The sequence below is a fragment of the Pseudorhizobium sp. NPDC055634 genome (genome assembly GCF_053618655.1).
Genome location: NZ_JBSHHW010000009.1, coordinates 79732 through 97660 on the forward strand (window position 1 = coordinate 79732; position 17929 = coordinate 97660).

Annotated in this window: 14 protein-coding genes; 8 read left to right on the forward strand and 6 right to left on the reverse strand. The window is 63.1% G+C overall.

What is annotated here, in order from left to right; genetic code table 11:
• Positions 1-40: 40 nt before the first annotated feature.
• Positions 41-454: a thermonuclease family protein gene (locus ACWGPT_RS15350; protein ID WP_452606490.1), complete on the reverse strand. Its 414-nt coding sequence runs from the start codon at positions 452-454 to the stop codon at positions 41-43.
• 154 nt (positions 455-608) lie between these two features.
• Here ACWGPT_RS15350 and ACWGPT_RS15355 point away from each other — a divergent pair, with 154 nt between their 5' ends.
• Positions 609-1562, forward strand: a complete 954-nt coding sequence (locus ACWGPT_RS15355; protein ID WP_452606597.1) for an IS1595 family transposase — start codon at positions 609-611, stop codon at positions 1560-1562.
• 162 nt (positions 1563-1724) lie between these two features.
• Here ACWGPT_RS15355 and ACWGPT_RS15360 read toward each other — a convergent pair whose 3' ends face one another.
• A complete protein-coding gene (locus ACWGPT_RS15360) occupies positions 1725-2471 on the reverse strand; it encodes a DUF3800 domain-containing protein (protein WP_452606491.1) in 747 nt (248 codons plus the stop codon).
• On the opposite strand from ACWGPT_RS15360, the gene ACWGPT_RS15365 reads away from it, so the two are divergent.
• Entirely contained in the window at positions 2470-2637 is a 168-nt protein-coding gene (locus ACWGPT_RS15365; RefSeq protein ID WP_452606492.1) for a hypothetical protein, read from the forward strand. The genes ACWGPT_RS15360 and ACWGPT_RS15365 overlap by 2 nt on opposite strands.
• 344 nt (positions 2638-2981) lie before the next feature.
• Here ACWGPT_RS15365 and ACWGPT_RS15370 read toward each other — a convergent pair whose 3' ends face one another.
• Positions 2982-3212, reverse strand: a complete 231-nt coding sequence (locus ACWGPT_RS15370) for a DUF1674 domain-containing protein (RefSeq protein WP_452606493.1) — start codon at positions 3210-3212, stop codon at positions 2982-2984.
• A gap of 99 nt (positions 3213-3311) precedes the next feature.
• Here ACWGPT_RS15370 and htpX point away from each other — a divergent pair, with 99 nt between their 5' ends.
• From htpX to purH, 4 genes are all read left to right on the forward strand, one after another.
• Positions 3312-4271: a zinc metalloprotease HtpX gene (gene htpX / locus ACWGPT_RS15375; RefSeq protein WP_452606494.1), complete on the forward strand. Its 960-nt coding sequence runs from the start codon at positions 3312-3314 to the stop codon at positions 4269-4271.
• Positions 4226-5656 carry an RsmB/NOP family class I SAM-dependent RNA methyltransferase gene (locus ACWGPT_RS15380; protein WP_452606495.1) on the forward strand — a complete coding sequence of 477 codons (1431 nt, stop codon included), beginning with the start codon at positions 4226-4228 and terminating at the stop codon, positions 5654-5656. Before htpX ends, ACWGPT_RS15380 begins: the two co-directional genes overlap by 46 nt.
• Positions 5657-5756: 100 nt before the next feature.
• Positions 5757-7439: a heparinase II/III family protein gene (locus ACWGPT_RS15385; RefSeq protein WP_452606598.1), complete on the forward strand. Its 1683-nt coding sequence runs from the start codon at positions 5757-5759 to the stop codon at positions 7437-7439.
• A gap of 78 nt (positions 7440-7517) precedes the next feature.
• Entirely contained in the window at positions 7518-9134 is a 1617-nt protein-coding gene (gene purH / locus ACWGPT_RS15390; RefSeq protein WP_452606496.1) for a bifunctional phosphoribosylaminoimidazolecarboxamide formyltransferase/IMP cyclohydrolase, read from the forward strand.
• A 3-nt stretch (positions 9135-9137) separates the two neighbouring features.
• Here the strand turns inward: purH and ACWGPT_RS15395 are convergent, their stop codons facing one another.
• Both ACWGPT_RS15395 and ACWGPT_RS15400 read right to left on the reverse strand, forming a co-directional pair.
• Positions 9138-10526: an MFS transporter gene (locus ACWGPT_RS15395; RefSeq protein WP_452606497.1), complete on the reverse strand. Its 1389-nt coding sequence runs from the start codon at positions 10524-10526 to the stop codon at positions 9138-9140.
• Between the two features lie 25 nt (positions 10527-10551).
• Positions 10552-15324, reverse strand: a complete 4773-nt coding sequence (locus ACWGPT_RS15400) for an NAD-glutamate dehydrogenase (protein ID WP_452606498.1) — start codon at positions 15322-15324, stop codon at positions 10552-10554.
• A gap of 171 nt (positions 15325-15495) precedes the next feature.
• On the opposite strand from ACWGPT_RS15400, the gene pdxY reads away from it, so the two are divergent.
• A complete protein-coding gene (gene pdxY, locus ACWGPT_RS15405) occupies positions 15496-16365 on the forward strand; it encodes a pyridoxal kinase PdxY (protein ID WP_452606499.1) in 870 nt (289 codons plus the stop codon).
• A gap of 46 nt (positions 16366-16411) precedes the next feature.
• Positions 16412-17092: a carbonic anhydrase gene (locus tag ACWGPT_RS15410; RefSeq protein ID WP_452606500.1), complete on the forward strand. Its 681-nt coding sequence runs from the start codon at positions 16412-16414 to the stop codon at positions 17090-17092.
• 9 nt (positions 17093-17101) lie between these two features.
• Here the strand turns inward: ACWGPT_RS15410 and ACWGPT_RS15415 are convergent, their stop codons facing one another.
• Entirely contained in the window at positions 17102-17914 is an 813-nt protein-coding gene (locus tag ACWGPT_RS15415) for a lytic murein transglycosylase (protein WP_452606501.1), read from the reverse strand.
• Between the last annotated feature and the right edge of the window lie 15 nt (positions 17915-17929).

A 17929-nucleotide genomic window follows, 5' to 3' on the forward strand; every position in this document is an offset into this window, starting at 1 on the left:
CGATGCCGAAGGGCCGCTCCACCGGGGCGGCCTTTTTCCTTCAGGGGTCGGGACAGGCGCCTTGCGCCTTCCGCCCGCCGTCATAGCTGACGGCGAGCCCGGCCAGCACCAGCTGGTGCGCGGGCTGCAGCCCGTCCTCCAGCGCGACATCCGCGACGACGCGGCCGAAATACTTGTCGCCTGAAATCCGGCTCAGGTGGATGGTCGGGGAGGATGCCGAGAGCGCCGCAAGGGCTGCTCGCGCCGCTTCGGCGGCCACCCGTTCCGAAGCGCATTTCGATCGAAGCTCCGGGGTGTCGATGCCGCGGATTCGGACATAGACCTCGACCTTCTGCTGCGGCCACGGACGCGCCTCGACAAGCAGCGTGTCGCCATCGATCACCTTCAGGACCCGCGCCTCGACCGGCCCGTCGATCTCATCGACCGCGAATGCCGCCGTGGGCGGAGCATACAAGCCGATCAGGGGCAGGAGCGGAAGATACTTTATGAGAAGGAATAAATTCCTTCATCATCCAAAAGTCAATAGGAATATCAGCGCGATATTATCTTTGACAAACCCAGCGGATTTTGGCATAACTAACTCAAGAAGTTAGCCAATGGTGTTGGTCATGTCCGTACTGAGCAGGGAATATTTTCACAACGAGGCCAAAGCCTTCGAGCATGTGGAGAGCGTTCTGTGGCCGAAAGGCCCGGTTTGCCCGCATTGTGGCAATGCTGATCGCATCTACAAACTCGACGGAGTATATTCCAAGCCCTCGAAAAAGAACCCGGAGGGCGTCGAGCGCCACGGCCTGAAAAAGTGCGCCGCTTGCCGGAAGCAGTTCACGGTCCGCATCGGCACGATCTTCGAGGAAAGCCATATCCCGCTCCATAAGTGGCTCCAGGCTATCCACCTGATCTGCTCCAGCAAGAAGGGCATCAGCGCCAACCAGCTTCACCGCGTTCTGGAAATCACGCTCAAGTCCGCGTGGTTCCTCGGTCATCGCATCCGTGAAGCCATGCGCTCCGGCGAACTGGAGCCTATGGGCGGTCGCGGCAAGGTAGTGGAGGCAGACGAAACCTACTTCGGCAACCGCGAAGTGATCCGCAAGCGCACCGTTCGGGGCAAGCCGACCATTGGCGGCAAGCGCGTGGTTGTTTCGCTGGTAGAGCGTGGCGGCAAGGTTCGCTCGTTCCATGTCGACAAGGTCAACAAGTCGGTGGTCACGGCCATCGTTCGCCAGAACATGCGCAAGGAAAGCACCTTCTACACGGACGAGAGCCGGCTATACACGGACATTCACAACGAGGTTCGCAACTCAGGCACGGTCACGCATTCGGCTGGCGAGTACGTTCGCGGCATGGTCCACACCAACACGATTGAAGGCTACTATTCGATCTTCAAGCGCGGCATGAAGGGCGTCTATCAGCATTGCGCTGAGAAGCACCTGCACCGCTATCTCGCTGAGTTCGATTTCCGTTACAACAACCGTGTCGCGCTTGGCGTTGATGATGGCGATAGGGCTTTCAATGCGCTTGTTGGCGCAACCGGCAAGCGCCTCACCTACAATCAAACTAACTAAGGGAACGGAGTGGGCGTACTGGCGGGACAAGGACCAGTTGGTCTTTGGATTCCTTGACGAATCCGGCTAAATACCTTAGATTTGCGTCAAGGGTGGATGGTGCCGAAAGGGTTCGCGGAGCGGGCCTGAATCCGAAGGGATAGGGCCATCTGCTCCACTTTCTCAAAGTTGAAAATTCCAAATATGGCACCCGCGATCCGGCCACGCAGTATCGGCGGCAAGGTCATTTAAGCAGAATGACTGTCTGACGTGTTCGGCAATTTGATGCCGTGGGGTTCCTAAGTGCTTGACCGTACCGCCATTCGCAACAAAGCCGACTGCACCGATCAGCAGGTCCGAAACTTGAAGGCATCTGGTTTCATTAACCGGCATGAAGTCGAACTGTAGATACGGTCGGTAAATTGTCGGTGGTGCGCTTTTCACCGAGTTGTTCAGGCACCGCAACATCTCCACGAGGTCATATTTTGTTGACATGTTCCCATGAAAGCACCGAAACCTACCGTTAGGCTTGTAATGTCGGTGCCACTTGAGGTGATGCTGGTACAGGAACTTAAAGAAACCCTTCTCGGGGTCTCCATCGTTGTGCTTTTTGTGGTTCACCTTGCGCTGGTCGAATATTATGCATCCGAAATCGATACGCCTTTCCTGTATCTCGATGGACGTGACATCTAGAATTCTTTTGTACAGGTCGAGCTTCTTCCCGCTCACGCGCTTCCAGTGAACCGATTCGCGAAACCGTGACGCGTTTATGAGATGGGTAATTTTGGCGGAGAACTCAGGCGCATAGGCACTGCGCATCAATATCCCGCCGATCACCATGTAGCGGTTCGTTCCGTCGCTATGGCTTTCATCGGAAAAGGCAGCGTAGTCATGCAGGCGGTCATGAAGAATCAAGGGAGACGATGGCATGTCAAATGATCGGAAAGAGCAGGCGCCGTCACAAGTGGAAAAATTCAAGGAAGCCGCCCGTCAACTGGAAACAGACGACGACGAAGGTCGTTTCAACGAACGGCTAGGCAAGGTGGCGAAAGCGCCGCCACCCAAAGACGAGAAGAAGGACAGCCGCAATGGATAACGTTAGACTTCGCTGCCTGGAGTTGGCAGTTCAACATGGATCGTCCGACCCGATCTTGACCGCCGAACGCTTCGTTATGTTCCTTTTGAACGAGGATATCCATTCACGGTCTCAAGGCACTCCGCATAGAGGTCAAGAACCCAATTCTTGTCCCTTCGCGCACCAGTTTCACGGTGGTCCTTTTCTGCGATGATCTCGTATAGCTTCAAGGCTACGTATTCTTTTGTGCCGTAGCCGTTTGGGGCGCCCTTATCCGACATTTCCAATCTCCGGTTTCAACCTAGAGACTCTCCATACCACAAACTCGCCTGGGTGTGTGAAAGATAATAGTGCCAATATCAGCCTCAGAAATCGATCGCCCGGCCGTTGATCTCCCAGTCGCCGAAGCGGGAGGGGTCGGCGCCGCCGCGGCCGCCGACTTCGGGAGGAAGATTCTGCCTGGCTTCGGCTGCTCGCCGTTGTTCGGCTTCCGCGAGCGCCCGTCTTGCGGCGGGCGATAGCGGCTTGCGGGGCGCGGGATCGGTCGCCTCGACGGACTGGCCGTCGTGTTCGTTATCGTTGTCAGGGGTCTGCATGGTCACTCCGCTCGGCGGAATATTGAAAAGAACGGGCTCATGGACCACATCATATAATGCGCCGGACCCCGGCGATAAAGCCGTTCCCGGAGATAGATGATGAACATGATTCGCACCGCAATGCTTCTGGCCTTCATGACGGCCCTGTTCATGGGTGTCGGATTCCTGATCGGCGGTCGCGGCGGAATGATGATCGCCTTCTTCATCGCGGCGGGGATGAACCTGTTCTCCTACTGGAACTCGGACAAGATGGTCCTCTCGGCCTACCGCGCCCAGGCCGTGGACGAGCGCAACGCACCTGAACTGTTTCAGATGATCCGGCAACTCTCGGCCAATGCGGGATTGCCGATGCCGAAGGTGTATGTCTACGACAGCCCCCAGCCGAATGCGTTCGCCACCGGCCGCAATCCGCAGAATGCTGCCGTCGCCGCATCCACCGGCCTCCTGCAGCGACTTACGCCCGAGGAGGTCGCGGGCGTGATGGCGCACGAACTCGCTCACATCCAGAACCGCGACACGCTGACGATGACGATCACGGCGACACTTGCCGGCGCCATCTCCATGCTCGGCAACTTCGCCTTCTTCTTCGGCGGCAATCGCGACAACAACAATCCGCTCGGCTTCATCGGCGTCCTGATCGCCATGATCGTCGCTCCGTTTGCGGCCATGCTGGTGCAGATGGCGATCAGCCGGACCCGGGAATATTCCGCGGACCGGCGCGGCGCGGAAATCTGCGGCAATCCGATCTGGCTCGCCTCGGCGCTCGGCAAGATCGCCGGCGCGGCCGAGGTCATCCACAACGACGACGCCGAGCGCAACCCGGCAACCGCGCACATGTTCATCATCAATCCCCTGTCGGGCGAACGGATGGACAATCTCTTCTCGACGCATCCCAATACCGCCAACCGGATCGCCGCCCTCCAGCGGATGGCGAGCGAGTTCGGCGGCGGGTCGACGGCGGCGCCTGCTGCTGCTAGACCGACGCGCACCGCGCGCACCGTCCCTCAAACCGGATGGGGCCGCGGTTCATCAGCACCGCGCAAGGGACCCTGGAGTTGAACCAGCCAAGAAGGAACGGCAAGCCGCTCGACGCGCCTGCCGGAAGGAAGACCGGAAATTCCGGAGGGGCTCCGAAGGCAGGGCTGGAGGCGCGCATGACCGCCGCCAAGCTTCTCGCAGCCGTTGTCGACAGGAAGATTTCGCTCGACGGGATTCTTGATCCGGTCCACGGTAACCCCGCGTACAAGCATCTGAGCGAGCCCGATCGGGCCCTCGTGCGGGCGATCCTCGTCACCTCCCTCAGACACCTGCCCCGCATCGAGGCGGCGCTGGACGCGATGTTGGATTCGCCCCTGCCGGATGGCGCGCGCGCGCTCCATCATGTCCTGGTCGTCGCCGCTGCGCAGATCCTGCATCTCGATGTCCCTGCCCATTCGGCGGTGGACATCGCCGTGGAGCAGGCCAATCGCGATCCCCGCAACCGTCGGTTCGCCAAACTGGCCAATGCGGTTCTCCGGCGCCTCGTGCGCGAGAAGCAGGAGGTGCTCGATGCGACACGATCGGTCTCGCCGGTTCCCGCCTGGTTCCTCGATATGTTGGTTGCGGCTTACGGCGTGGACCGGGCACGGGAGATTGCCGAGGCGCAGCTGTCACCGCCGGCGATCGACGTGACAGTCAAGTCGGAACCCGCGGCCTGGGCAGACAGACTGAACGGCAGGCTGGTGCCGACCGGCAGCATTCGTCTTTCCGCGTTCGAGGGATCGGTCTCCTCGCTTCCTGGATTTGACGAGGGCGAGTGGTGGGTGCAGGACGCAGCCGCCAGCATTCCTGCCCGGCTCTTCGGCGACGTCAGGGGCATGCGCATTGCCGATCTCTGTGCAGCACCCGGCGGCAAGACCGCGCAGCTGATCGCGGCCGGAGCCCAGGTCACCGCCGTCGAGCAATCGGCCAACCGGATGGCTCGCCTGAAGGAGAACCTCGGACGGCTGAAGCTCGAGGCCGAGCTGGTGCAGGGCGACCTTTTCTCGTTCCAGCCGGACGTGCCCTTCGACGGCGTGCTGCTCGACGCGCCCTGTTCCTCGACCGGCACGACGCGACGCCATCCCGACGTCCTTTGGACAAAGGGGCCGATCGACATAACCAAGCTTGCGGCGCTGCAGGCGAAGATGCTGCGCCACGCGGTATCGCTCGTCCGGCCGGGCGGGCTCATCGTGTTCTCCAACTGCTCTCTCGATCCGCTGGAGGGAGAACAGCTCGTCGCCGATCTTCTCGCCGAGGATCCGGGACTTGAGCGGGTGCCGGTCTCGCCCTTGGACTGGCCGGGGCTCGAGGATGCCGTCTCTGCGTCCGGCGAGTTCCGGACGACGCCGGCGATGCTGCCTTCGGTCGACGGCATGCCCGGGGGCCTCGATGGTTTCTTCGCCAGCGTGCTGCGCCGCCGGTAGGAGTTTCTTTACCATCAACGTCGATTGTATTCGAGTTGACTAAAGGGCGATCCGTCGGCGCCGACGGCCGTTCGCTCCTGCGGAGTGTTCCAGATTGATCATGCAGCTCGCTGATCGCCGACGGCTTCTCGCCTTCGGTTTGCGGGAAATCGGCCGCCGGTTCTATCGGCGCACGGCCGGTCTGCGGCTGGCCTTGACCTCTTCCGCCTCCTCCGTTGCCGACCGGCTGATTGTCGCGCCGACCGATCTTCGCGCCATCGACCCCTTCGTTGCTGAGGAAATCGCCCATGGACGCTTCCCGCTTGCGGGTACGTCCTTCGACACGGAAGGCTACTCGCCTTTCGAGGTGGAAGCGCCCACCGAAGCGTTTGCCGAACGGCTACATTCCTTTGCCTGGCTGCGCCACATCCGGGCCGACCGGAGCCCCGAGGCCTGTGCCCGCGCCCGCGCAATCACGGCAAGCTGGATGAACAATCAGGGACGGAGCGCGCGCGGGGTGGCCTGGCGGCCGCATGTGGCGGCGGAGCGGGTCATCGCCTGGTTTTCGCATTCCACCGTCGTCCTCCAGGGTGCCGAGGCCGGCTTCTACCGCCGGTTCATGAGAAGCCTGACCTACCAGGTACGTTACCTGCGCAAGATCGTTCGCGGCCTGCCCGTCGGCGAGACGCGGCTTCGCATCCGCATCGCCCTTGCCATGGCGTCTGTCGCGATGCCCAACCGAAATGCGTTCATTCGCCGCGAAGGCAACCGGCTGGACCGTGAACTGGAAAGGCAGATCGTGTCGGATGGGGGACATGTCTCGCGCAATCCGCGGATCCTCCTCGACCTGCTTCTCGACCTCCTGCCGCTGCGACAGACCTATATCAATCTCGGTCACGACGTGCCTGCCAAGCTGATACCGACGATCGACCGCATGTATCCGGCGCTGCGTTTCTTCCGGCACCAGGATGGCGACCTTGCGCTCTTCAACGGCGCGACCTCGACCCCGGCCAGCGAACTGATGTCGGTGCTGCGCTACGACGAAACGGCCGGCCAGCCGTTCAAGTCGCTTCCCCACATGCAGTACCATCGCCTGTCCGCATCGGGAGTGACAATCCTCGTCGATACCGGAAAGCCGCTTTCGCCGGAACTATCGCAGAGAAGCCATGCGGGCTGCCTGGCATTCGAGATGTCTTCCGGGCGCCATCGCTTCATCGTGAACTGCGGCGCTCCGAAATTCGCGCCGAGCGAGTACCGCAGGCTCGCCCGCTCGACGGCGGCCCATTCGACGGTCGGGATAAACGAGACCTCGTCCAGCCGCCTCCTCCGGTCTCCGCTTTGCGGATCGTCGATCCTGGCGGGCGTGAGCGAGGTGGATGTCGAACGCCGGGAAGACCAGCACGACAATGACTGGATCCGGGCCGTTCATGACGGATACTTGAAGCCGTTCGGCTACTGCCACGAGCGTTCGATCGGGCTGAACAGCGCCGGCAACAAGATCAAGGGGCATGACCGACTGCTCGTCCCGGAGGATGCGGGCCGGACGCGCCCAGCCGTTTCGGCGGCCGCGCGCTTCCATGTCCACCCCGCCATCGCCCTCTCGCGGCAGGACCGAGAGCGGGTCCTGCTCACCGCTTCCGACGGCGAAGCCTGGGAGTTCAACGCACCCGGCCTTTCCGTCGAGATCGAGGAAGACATCTTCTTCGCCGACGTCTCGGGCATGCGCTCCAGCCAGCAGCTCGTGATCCACTTCTCGGCGCCGGAGACGCCGGAAATCCGGTGGATGCTGAAGCGCCTCGAATAGGCGTTTCCTCTTCCGCGAAGCTGTGCTAACCGGCCCGCAACCGCCCCAGCGCCCGAAGCGCGTTTGCAGGAGAGCCCGATGGCCGTCGTTTCCAAGAAGATCCCCGTCCCCGACAACGTTCGAATCCGCACGGCGCTGCTTTCCGTCTCCGACAAGACCGGTATCGTCGAGCTCGCGACCGGGCTGGCGTCTCAGGGAGTCCGGCTCCTTTCGACCGGCGGCACGCACAAGGCGCTTTCCGCTGCCGGTCTCGACGTCACGGACGTTTCCGATATTACGGGCTTTCCCGAGATCATGGACGGGCGGGTCAAGACGCTGCATCCGAACGTGCATGGCGGCCTCCTCGCCATCCGTGACGACCAGGACCATATCGAGGCGATGAAGGCGCACGGGATCGAGGGGATCGATCTCGCGATCATCAACCTCTACCCGTTCGAGGAAGTCCGCGCCGCCGGCGGCGATTACCCGACCACCGTCGAGAACATCGACATCGGCGGTCCCGCGATGATCCGCGCCTCGGCCAAGAACCATGCCTATGTGACCATTGTCGTCGATCCGTCCGACTATCCGGCGCTGATCGAGGCCTTGCGCACCAATGCCGGCCAGACGACCTATGCCTTCCGGCAGAAGCTGGCGGCGAAAGCCTATGCCCGGACGGCTGCCTACGACACGGCCATCTCCAACTGGTTCGCCGAGGCGCTCGACATCGAGACCCCGCAATATCGCACGATCGGCGGCGTCCTCAAGGAAGAGATGCGCTACGGCGAGAACCCGCACCAGAGCGCGGGCTTCTACGTGACCGGCGAAAACCGCCCGGGCGTCGCAACCGCGAGGCTCCTGCAGGGCAAGCAACTCTCCTACAACAACATCAACGACACCGACGGCGCGTTCGAACTGATCGGGGAGTTCGCGCCCCACCAGGGACCGGCCTGCGCGATCATCAAGCATGCCAATCCGTGCGGGGTCGCGACCGGCTCGTCGCTGAAGGAGGCATACCTTCGCGCGCTCGCCTGCGATTCCACCTCCGCCTTCGGCGGGATCATCGCGCTCAACCAGCTGCTCGACGGCGAGACAGCCGAGGAAATCGTCAAACTGTTCACCGAAGTGATCATCGCGCCGGAGGTTTCCGAGGAGGCTCGGGCGGTGATTGCAAAGAAGCCGAACCTGCGGCTTCTCGAGACCGGCGGCCTGCCCGATCCGCGCTCGCGCGGCATCACGGCGAAGACCGTTGCCGGCGGCCTCCTCGTCCAGACGCGCGACAACGGCATGATCGAAGACATCGACCTTCGCGTCGTCACGACACGAGCCCCCACGGACCGGGAACTGGAGGACATGAAGTTTGCCTACAAGGTGGCCAAGCACGTAAAGTCCAACGCCATCGTCTATGCGAAGGACGGACAGACGGCCGGCATCGGCGCGGGACAGATGAGCCGGATCGACTCGGCGCGCATTGCCGCGATCAAGGCCGAGGAAGCCGCCAGGGCAATGGGATGGCCTGAGCCGATGACCAAGGGATCAGCGGTCGCCTCGGAAGCGTTCTTCCCCTTCGCCGACGGTCTTCTCTCCGCGATTGCGGCGGGTGCCACCGCCGTCATCCAGCCGGGTGGTTCGATGCGGGACCAGGAAGTGATCGATGCCGCAAACGAGCACGGCGTCGCCATGGTCTTCACCGGCATGCGGCACTTCCGCCACTAGGCCTCAGGCGGCGGTGCGATTGGCCGGGTATGGCGTGCGCAGGAGCACCAGGAAGCCGCTCACCAGGAACAGGAGCAGCGTCGCCATGCCGATCCGCGAGGAGCCGGTGGCGTAGGTGGCGAGCGAGAAGAGCAGCGTCGTCATGAAGCTGGTCGCCCGTCCGGAGAGGGCGTAGATGCCGAAGTAGCGTCCCGCGTCCTCGATATCGATGCTGCGGGCGAGATAGGCGCGCGACGAGGCTTGTACGGGCCCGAAGGCGACCCCGATTAAGAGCCCGAAAAGTACATAGGCTTTCTCCGCAGCGGTGCCGAACAGGCCGCCGCCATCCTCCAGTCCAAGCGGCAGGAGCCCGAAGAAGACGTAGCCGGGACCGGTGGAGACGATGCCGGCGGTCGCGATGACGAGCAGGACTAATCCGATCAGGATTACGATCCGGGACCCCAGCCGCAGATCGAGACGCCCGGCCAGCAGGCATCCGAGGATTGCGACGCAGTTCAGGAGAATGCCGTAGACGCCGATCTCTATCGTCGCCCAACCGAACATGCCGGCCGCAAATGCGCCACCCAGGATCAGCAGGCCACCCACACCATCCTGATAGAGCATGCGCGCGATGAAAAACCGTGTGATCCCCGGCCGTTGTTTCAGGTCCCGGATGGTCGCCCGAAGCTCTCCGAGCCCCCTGCGGATCGCGGGGCGCATCGGCAGGCCTCGGGGGGCATCCGGCGTGAAGAAAAACATCGGGAGAATGAAGATCAGATACCAGCAGGCCGCTATGGGTCCGGTAATGCGGGCGTCTTCTCCAAGCGCCGGATCGAGGCCGAAGAACGGCGTGATGCCGATCAGTGTCAGCCCTGTCAGCGGGTTGCCGGCGAGAAGGGCGACCACGAGGATCAGCACCAGCATGCCCCCGAGATAGCCCAGTCCCCAAGCGATATTGGATATCTTGCCGACTTCCTGCGGGCCGACCAGCCGCGGCATCATGGAATCGTTGAAGACGATGGAGAACTCCGCCGAGATCATCGCGAGGATCATGAGCAGCAGGGGCCAGATCATGGGTGTGCCGGGGGCGGCAAACCAGAGCAGCAGAAGACAAACGATCTTGACCGCAGCGAAGGCCGCTATCCATGGCTTGCGGGCTCCTGCCTGATCGGCGATGGAGCCGAGCACCGGTGACAGAAGCGCGATCATGATCGATGCGATCGTCGCCATGTTTCCCCAGGCCGCCTGCGCCGAGACCGGATCATCCGTCAGCCGGGCGACGAAGTAGGGTCCGAAGACGAAGGTTATGATGACCGTGAAGAATGGCTGCGCGGCCCAGTCGAACAACATCCAGCTCCGGATGCCGAGCCGGGATGCCGTGGCCGGCGTTGCGGGCAGCGCCGTCCCGCTCAATTTTGCACACTCCTGATCAGGCCGCTCAAGCTTGCGCCCTCGAAGCGGCGAGGTCCTCGAGAAGGCCGGCGGCGACCGTCAGCTTGGCAAGGTTGAAGTCGCTGGAATCGCTCAAGGTCAGGAGTTCGCTGACCAGCCTGTTCACCTGCTGGCGCCGGTCGCGATACCAGAGCTCAAGCGGTTTCTTCTCCAGTGGATGCGATTCGAGCGCCGAGCAGACGATTTCGCGTCGGGCGGACGCGATCTGCGCGAGGCTTCTCCCCAGGGCAACGCTTTCATAATGATCGCCGGGAGTGACAGCTTCTCCGAGCCTCAGCAGGCGATTGATCCGGAACGTTTCGGTCGCCGCGAAATAGGTCTGGGCGACACGGCCGAGCTCGCTCTGCGTACGGCTGCCGATCAGCAGGAGTTCAGGCACGAGCGAAAGCGTCGGCAGCAGGCTCACCGCTCTGGCGAGAGCGGCCGGAACGCCCTCCGCCTCGAGTTCCGCGGTGCGTTCGTGCAACTCGGAGGTCAAGCCCAGTGCATCCACCGCGCTCCGCAGCCTGGATGCGCCGGCCTTGAGGCCGGAGATCGTCGCATCCATCGGACCGAGGCCGGAACGGGTAATCAGGATGAGGCGCGTCGCATCGGTGAAGACCTCGCCGATCCGCGCATACAGACGGTTCTGGACCTCGCCCGGGAGCCTGGCGTCCAGCGCGTCGATCGCCGCCCATAGATCGGGGAGGTCGAACCCCTCGCGGGCGAGATAGGCCGCCTTGACGACTTCCGCGGGAGACGCCCCGGTTCCGTCTATCATTGCCTGGACGAAGCCCGGTCCGCCGCGGTTGATCACCTCGTTGGCGAGGACGGTCGAGATGATCTCGCGATGCAGGCGATGGCCCTCGATATCGGCGGCGAACCGTTTCTGCATCTTCGAGGGAAAATAGTTTTTCAGAACGCCTGCAAAATACGGGTCATCGGGGAGCGTGCTCTCCAGGAGTTCATCGAAGAGCGTGAGCTTGGCGTAGGAAAGCAGGACGCCGATCTCGGGTCGGGTCAGCGGCTTGCCGATGTGGTAGCGTTCCGCCAGTTCCGCATCGCCGGGCAGCGTCTCGACCGTCCGGTCCAGCTGCCCCCGCGCCTCCAGAACCGACATCAGCCGGGAAAGTTCTTCGCGGTTGTCGGCCCCTTTCCGCTCGGTCAGAGAAATGGCCAAGGTCTGCAGGTAGTTGTTGCGCAGAACCAGATCCGCGACCTCGTCGGTCATGGACGCGAGAAGCTGGTTCCGCTTTTCGCGTGTGAGAGTGCCGGCGCGCATGGCCGAACTGAAGGCGATCTTGATGTTGACCTCGACGTCGGAGGAATTGACGCCCGCGGAGTTGTCGATCGCATCCGAGTTTAGCCGGCCGCCCTGCAGGGCGTAGGCGATACGGCCTTTCTGGGTGACGCCGAGATTGGCGCCCTCCCCGATCACCCGCGCCCGGACATCGGTGGCGATTACGCGGATGGGATCGTTGGCGCGGTCGCCGACCTCCGCGTCGGTCTCGGAGACGGACTTGATGTAGGTGCCGATACCGCCGAACCAGAGAAGGTCGACCGGGCTCTTCAGGATGGCGGTGATGATCTCGAAGGGTGTCGCCACATCCTTTTCGATGCCGATCGCCGCCCTCGCCTGAGATGTGAGCCTCACCGATTTCTCGGCGCGGGAAATGATCATCCCGCCTTCCGAAAGGCAGGCGCGGTCATAGTCCTGCCAGCTCGATCGCGGCAGGGCAAAGAGACGTTGCCGCTCGGCAAAGGCGCCGGCCGTATCGGGGTCGGGATCGATGAAAATGTCGCGGTGGTCGAAAGCTGCAACGAGCCGGATGTGTTTCGACAGAAGCATGCCGTTGCCGAACACGTCGCCCGACATGTCGCCTACCCCCGCCACGGAGAAGGGTGTCGTCTGGATATCGATGTCGAGCTCGCGGAAATGCCGCTTGACGGCTTCCCACGCGCCGCGCGCCGTGATGCCCATCTTCTTGTGGTCGTAGCCGGCCGAGCCTCCCGAAGCGAAGGCGTCGTCGAGCCAGAAGCCCGCCTCCTGCGCCAGCGCATTGGCGGTATCGGAAAAAGTCGCCGTGCCCTTGTCCGCGGCCACGACGAAATAGGGATCGTCGCCATCAGGGCGAATCGTGTCCGCAGGCCCGGCGACCTCGCCGTCGATGATGTTGTCGGTGATGGAGAGGAGCGTCCGGATGAAGGTCTTGTAGGCCTCTCGGCCGGCTGAAAAGATCTCGTCGCGGGAGCCGCCGGCGGGAAGCGCCTTGGGCACGAAGCCGCCCTTGGCGCCCACGGGGACGATGACGGAGTTCTTGACCTGCTGCGCCTTCACAAGCCCGAGGACTTCCGTCCTGTAGTCCTCGGCGCGATCGGACCATCGCAGGCCGCCGCGCGCCACCTTGCCGAAGCGCAGGTGCACGCCCTCGACTTCGGTGCCATAGACGAAAATCTCCCGGAACGGACGTGGTTGCGGAAGACCCTCGAGCATGTTGGGGTCGAACTTGAACGCCAGCGTGGCGCGCGCCTTGCCGTGCTCGTCGCGCTGGAAATAATTGGTGCGGAGCGTTGCATCCACGGCATTGATGTAGCGGCGGAAGATGCGGTCATCATCGATGCTCGGGACACCCGCAAGGGCTTCTTCCAGCGCGGCGTGATGGGCAGCCAGTCGCTTCAGCCGCGTCCTCTCTCCAAGAGCGGGGTCGAAACTGTCGTGAAAGAGGCGGAAGATCGCCTGGGTGATCGCCGGGTAACGGGCAAGCGTATCGGCGATAAGGGCCTGCGAGTACACGATGCCCGCCTGCCTCAGATAACGGGCATAGGCCCGCAGGACGGTCGTCTCCCGGGTGTCCAGGCCCGATAGCAGCACGAGCCGATTGAAGCTGTCATTGTCCGACCAGCCGTGGAAGGCGAAAAGGAAGGCTTCCTCCAGCCGGGGAGCATCCCGTTCGAGGCTGAAGGGCATCTCCTGGCGCAGTTCAAGCTCCATGTCGTGCAAGACGACATGGGTGACCCGATCCCCCGTTTTGACGTCGATGTCGAAAGTCTGTTCGCTGACGACGCGAAAGCCGAGGTTTTCCAGAAGCGGTACCCGGCGCGACAGCGACAGGTGTTCGGGCTGATGGAAGATCTTCAGGCGCAGGGTGCCCGCCGAATCCGAGGGGCGGGTGTAGAAGGCGATGCGGATCGAGGCCCCTTTCGCGCAGGCCTCCATATCGCGAAGATCCGCAACGGCTTCCGCGGGCGCGAAGGCCTCCTGGAAGGCCTTGTTGACAACGAGGCCGGTCTGCGTGCCGGCAAGGGCAGCAAAGCTCTGTTCCCAGGGCGTGGAGATTTCGCGGATCGCTTCCTCCAGCTTCGCCTGGGGAATGCGCGGGGTCCGGCCACCCCGCCGGCCGATTATGATGTGGACGCGGGCTACCCCGCCCTCCGGAAACGCTGGGTAGTATGCGGAGACGTGGCCCTCGTAGACCCTGGCGAGATAGTCGCTCACCTTCTCGCGCACCCGGGAATCGTAATCCTCGCGGGGGACGTAGACGATCACCGAGACGAAGCGGTCGAAGTGGTCGATCCGCGGAAGCGCCCGTACCCGCGGCCGCTCGCTCAGTTCCATGATCTGCTCGCAGAACCGTGTCAGCGTCGGCACGTCGATCTGGAAGAGGTCGTCGCGGGGGTAGGATTCAAGCGCGTTGGCCAGTACCCGGCCGGAATGGCTGTTCGGATCGAAGGCCAACTGTTCCTGGACCCGCTGCGCCTTGGCGCGAAGAAGCGGGATATCGTGCACCGAATGGGTGTAGGCCGTCGCGGTGAAGAGGCCGACCACACGCAGTTCTCCGGTCACCGTGCCGTCGGCATCGAAGCGCTTGATGCCGACGTAGTCCATGTAGGCGCGGCGATGGACGACCGACTTCACATTCGCCTTGGTGACGATCAGGAAATCCGGGCCGTCGAGGAATTCCAGGATTTCGGGGGTCGTGGTAACCGCATCCTTGCCCTGGCGAAGGACGAGGACGTCCGGGTCGGACAGGATGCCGAGCCCGCGCCCCTTACTGCGCTCGACGCGGGCATCCGCCCCCTTGCCGGAATAGACATATTCCCGCATGCCGAGGAAGGTGAAGTTGTCGTCGCGGAGCCAATCGAGGAAGGCGAGTGCCTCGTCCCTGTCGGCCTTCTTCCGGCTGGCGGAATAGGTTCGCAACTGGCCCGCCGCACCCTCGAGGAGATCCAGCATCGGCCGCCAGTCGGCGATCGCGAGATGGACCTGATCGAGGACGTAGCGGATGCGGGCCATGAGTGCGTCGGCATCCGAGGCTGACAGCGGCGGAAGGTGGACCTGGATCAGGCTGACGTGATGCGCCGGATCGCTCGGCCGATCCGCCGAGCGGAGCACCGGACCCTTTCCGGGCTCGAGAACCAGGATCGGGTGGACGGCAAGGTAGATTTCCCGATGACTGGAAGTGACCTCGCCCATGACCGAATCGAAAAGAAACGGCATGTTCCGGTCTATGACTGTCAGGACATGCGCCGGCGCGCCGTCCGGCTTGACCCCTTCAACAGGTCCGAGCGTTATCGAGGGGCGAACCCTCGTCCAGTTCTCAAGGCATCTCGCCGCGTGGGCTGCGGAGGCCGCAAGCATCTGGGGCGTGTAGTGCTCCAGATCGTCCAGACTGGCGCGGCCGAAAAGGATAGCCGGATCCAGAAAGGCCCCCTCGCCCCCGGCGGCGATCCTGTGCGCCATTTCGATCTGCTTGTCCCGCTTCGGGTTATGCCTGCCCATGTCACTCTCCATGCGATTGCGTCAACATGCTGTCGCGAAGCCTGATCCGTCAACAGGGGCAATCGCCCCGGACCCGTCGCGACGTCGGTTTCTATTTCACGCATCCGTGGCCGGTTATTGACAAGCAGGCCCGAAGAAATCATCAAGCTAGGCAAAACGGAACGCAAGAACATGCAAAATTCCGGCGCCGTGATCGTCATTTCCAGCCATGTGGTGCGGGGTTCCGTCGGGAACCGCGCAGCGGTGTTCGCCCTGGAGACGCTGGGGTTCCCGGTCTGGGCGCTGCCTACCGTCGTCATGCCGTGGCATCCGGGTCATGGCCCCTCCACCCGGCTCACTTTTTCTCCGGAGGATTTCGAAAAGGTCGTGGACGACCTCATCGAGGCCCCCTGGAGCGGCGAGGTCCAGGCGATCCTCACGGGATACTTCGGAAACGCGGATCAGCCGAAGGCGGTCGCAAGGCTGGTTCGCGCCTTCAAGGAGCGCAATCCGAACCTTCTCTATGTCTGCGACCCGGTGATGGGGGACCTCGGCGGGCTCTATGTCCCGCAGGCGACGGCCGAGGCGATCCGCGACGAGCTGATACCGCTCGCAAACCTCGCCACGCCGAACCGCTACGAGCTGGCCTGGCTGGCCGGAAGCGAGCTCGACAGCAATACCGCCATCATGGAGGCGGGGGTGGCTCTCGGGCCGTCGCGCATGCTGGTCACGTCGGCGGTGCCGATGATGGCCGGCGGGACCGGCAATCTCTATCTCACCGGAGCGCATGCGCTTCTCGCAGAGCACAGGTTGATCGATAATCCGCCGAACGGCCTCGGAGACCTGCTCTCGGCGCTTTTCCTGGCACGGCTGATGGCGGGCACAGACGAGGAGCGGGCGCTCCAGCTGGCGACCGCCAGCGTCTACGAGATCCTCGCCAGGACGGCCCGGCGCGGCAGCGACGAGCTGACGTTGGAAACCGATGCGAGCAGCCTCACGACACCCATGGCGATGGTGCACATGCGACGCCTCATCCATCCCCTTCAACGCATTCGACGGTAGCCTCCCAACCGTTGATCTCGCGACAACCTCAGGATAAACCCCAGCCATGCAGCAGTTTCCAGAACGCCTACTGACCGGCTACCGCAGCTTCATGAGCGGACGCTATTCGGATGAACGCGAGAGGTACCGGAGCCTCGCGGAAGCAGGCCAGAACCCGCATACGCTCGTCGTCGCCTGTTGCGATTCCCGTGCCGCGCCTGAAACCATCTTCGATTGCGGGCCGGGCGAGCTTTTCGTCGTGCGCAACGTCGCCAACATGGTGCCGCCTTACGAGCCGGACGGACAATATCATGCCACGTCGGCCGCGATCGAATTCGCCGTGCAGGCGCTGAAGATCGACAATATCGTCATCATGGGCCACGGTCGCTGCGGCGGGATCAAGGCCGCTCTCGACCCCGACATGGAGCCGTTGTCGCCCGGCGATTTCATCGGGAAGTGGATGGGGCTGGTTCGCCCGGCTGCGGATCAGATCCAGAGCAACGACCTGATGACCCCGGGCGAACGGCAGACGGCCCTGGAGCGGGTCTCGATCCGCAATTCGATCGGCAACCTGCGGACGTTTCCCTATGTGCGCGACCTGGAAGAACAGGGCAAGCTCATGCTGCATGGCGCATGGTTCGACATCTCGACGGGCGAGCTGTGGCTGATGGACGCCGAAACCGGCGATTTCGTGCGCCCCACCGACAGGATTCCCGCAGCATCGGAAAGCCCCGAACCTGCGGCCTGAGGGTCCCGCCTAGCGGCCGTCGATCGCCGCGGCGATCTGCGCGATTGCCTGCTGGTAGACGGTTGCGGCGTTCCAGCCCTGGATAGCCACGTAATTGGGCTCGCCCGGCTGGTAGCCAGCGCCCGGACGCCAGCCGTGGCCGACGAGGAAGTTGGCGGTCGATGCGAGAGCATCGGCGCGCGAGCGGACGAGGTCGACATGTCCGTCGCCATCGCCGTCGACGCCATAGCGCACCACGTTGACCGGGAGGAACTGGGTCTGGCCGATCTCGCCATGGGCGGCACCCTTGGCGGTCGCGCTGAGGTCTCCCCGCTGCACGAGGGTCAGGGCCGCGTGGAGCTGCTCGGTAAAGTATGCGGAGCGACGGCAGTCGTAGGCGAGGGTGGCGACGGCTGACAGCGTGTGCTGGTTGCCCAGGAAGCTGCCGAAGCCGGTCTCCATGCCCCAGATGGCGAGAAGCGGGCCGGCCGGCACCCCGTAGCGGCGCTCGATCGAAGCGAAGAGCTGGGCATTGCCGGCCTTCATCTTCTTGCCGCGTGAAATGATCGTGGTGGCGCCGCGCTTTTCCATGAATTGGTCGAAGGAGAGCTTGAAGCTCTTCTGGCCGCGGTCGGCGCGGATGGTTTCGCGGTTGTAGGACACGTTTGCGAATGCACTGTCCACGACCCGCGGGCTGATGCCGTTGGCGACGGCCTGCGGCTTGAACGCTTCCACCCATTGCGAGAAGCCGGAACTATCATTGCCGCATTGGGCAGCTGCAACAGGCATGGCGAAGGACATGAAAGCTGCCGCAAAAGTAGCAAGACGCAAGGTGTTCAGCATGGTTTATCCGGTTCC

Coding starts and splice junctions, on each gene's coding strand:
- ACWGPT_RS15400 (WP_452606498.1), bottom strand. CDS start 15,324: ATGGGCAGGCATAACCCGAAGCGGGACAAGCAGATCGAAATGGCGCAC.
- ACWGPT_RS15365 (WP_452606492.1), top strand. CDS start 2,470: ATGTCAAATGATCGGAAAGAGCAGGCGCCGTCACAAGTGGAAAAATTC.
- ACWGPT_RS15360 (WP_452606491.1), bottom strand. CDS start 2,471: ATGCCATCGTCTCCCTTGATTCTTCATGACCGCCTGCATGACTACGCT.
- ACWGPT_RS15355 (WP_452606597.1), top strand. CDS start 609: ATGTCCGTACTGAGCAGGGAATATTTTCACAACGAGGCCAAAGCCTTC.
- pdxY (WP_452606499.1), top strand. CDS start 15,496: ATGCAAAATTCCGGCGCCGTGATCGTCATTTCCAGCCATGTGGTGCGG.
- ACWGPT_RS15385 (WP_452606598.1), top strand. CDS start 5,757: ATGCAGCTCGCTGATCGCCGACGGCTTCTCGCCTTCGGTTTGCGGGAA.
- ACWGPT_RS15410 (WP_452606500.1), top strand. CDS start 16,412: ATGCAGCAGTTTCCAGAACGCCTACTGACCGGCTACCGCAGCTTCATG.
- ACWGPT_RS15370 (WP_452606493.1), bottom strand. CDS start 3,212: ATGCAGACCCCTGACAACGATAACGAACACGACGGCCAGTCCGTCGAG.
- ACWGPT_RS15415 (WP_452606501.1), bottom strand. CDS start 17,914: ATGCTGAACACCTTGCGTCTTGCTACTTTTGCGGCAGCTTTCATGTCC.
- purH (WP_452606496.1), top strand. CDS start 7,518: ATGGCCGTCGTTTCCAAGAAGATCCCCGTCCCCGACAACGTTCGAATC.
- htpX (WP_452606494.1), top strand. CDS start 3,312: ATGAACATGATTCGCACCGCAATGCTTCTGGCCTTCATGACGGCCCTG.
- ACWGPT_RS15380 (WP_452606495.1), top strand. CDS start 4,226: ATGGGGCCGCGGTTCATCAGCACCGCGCAAGGGACCCTGGAGTTGAAC.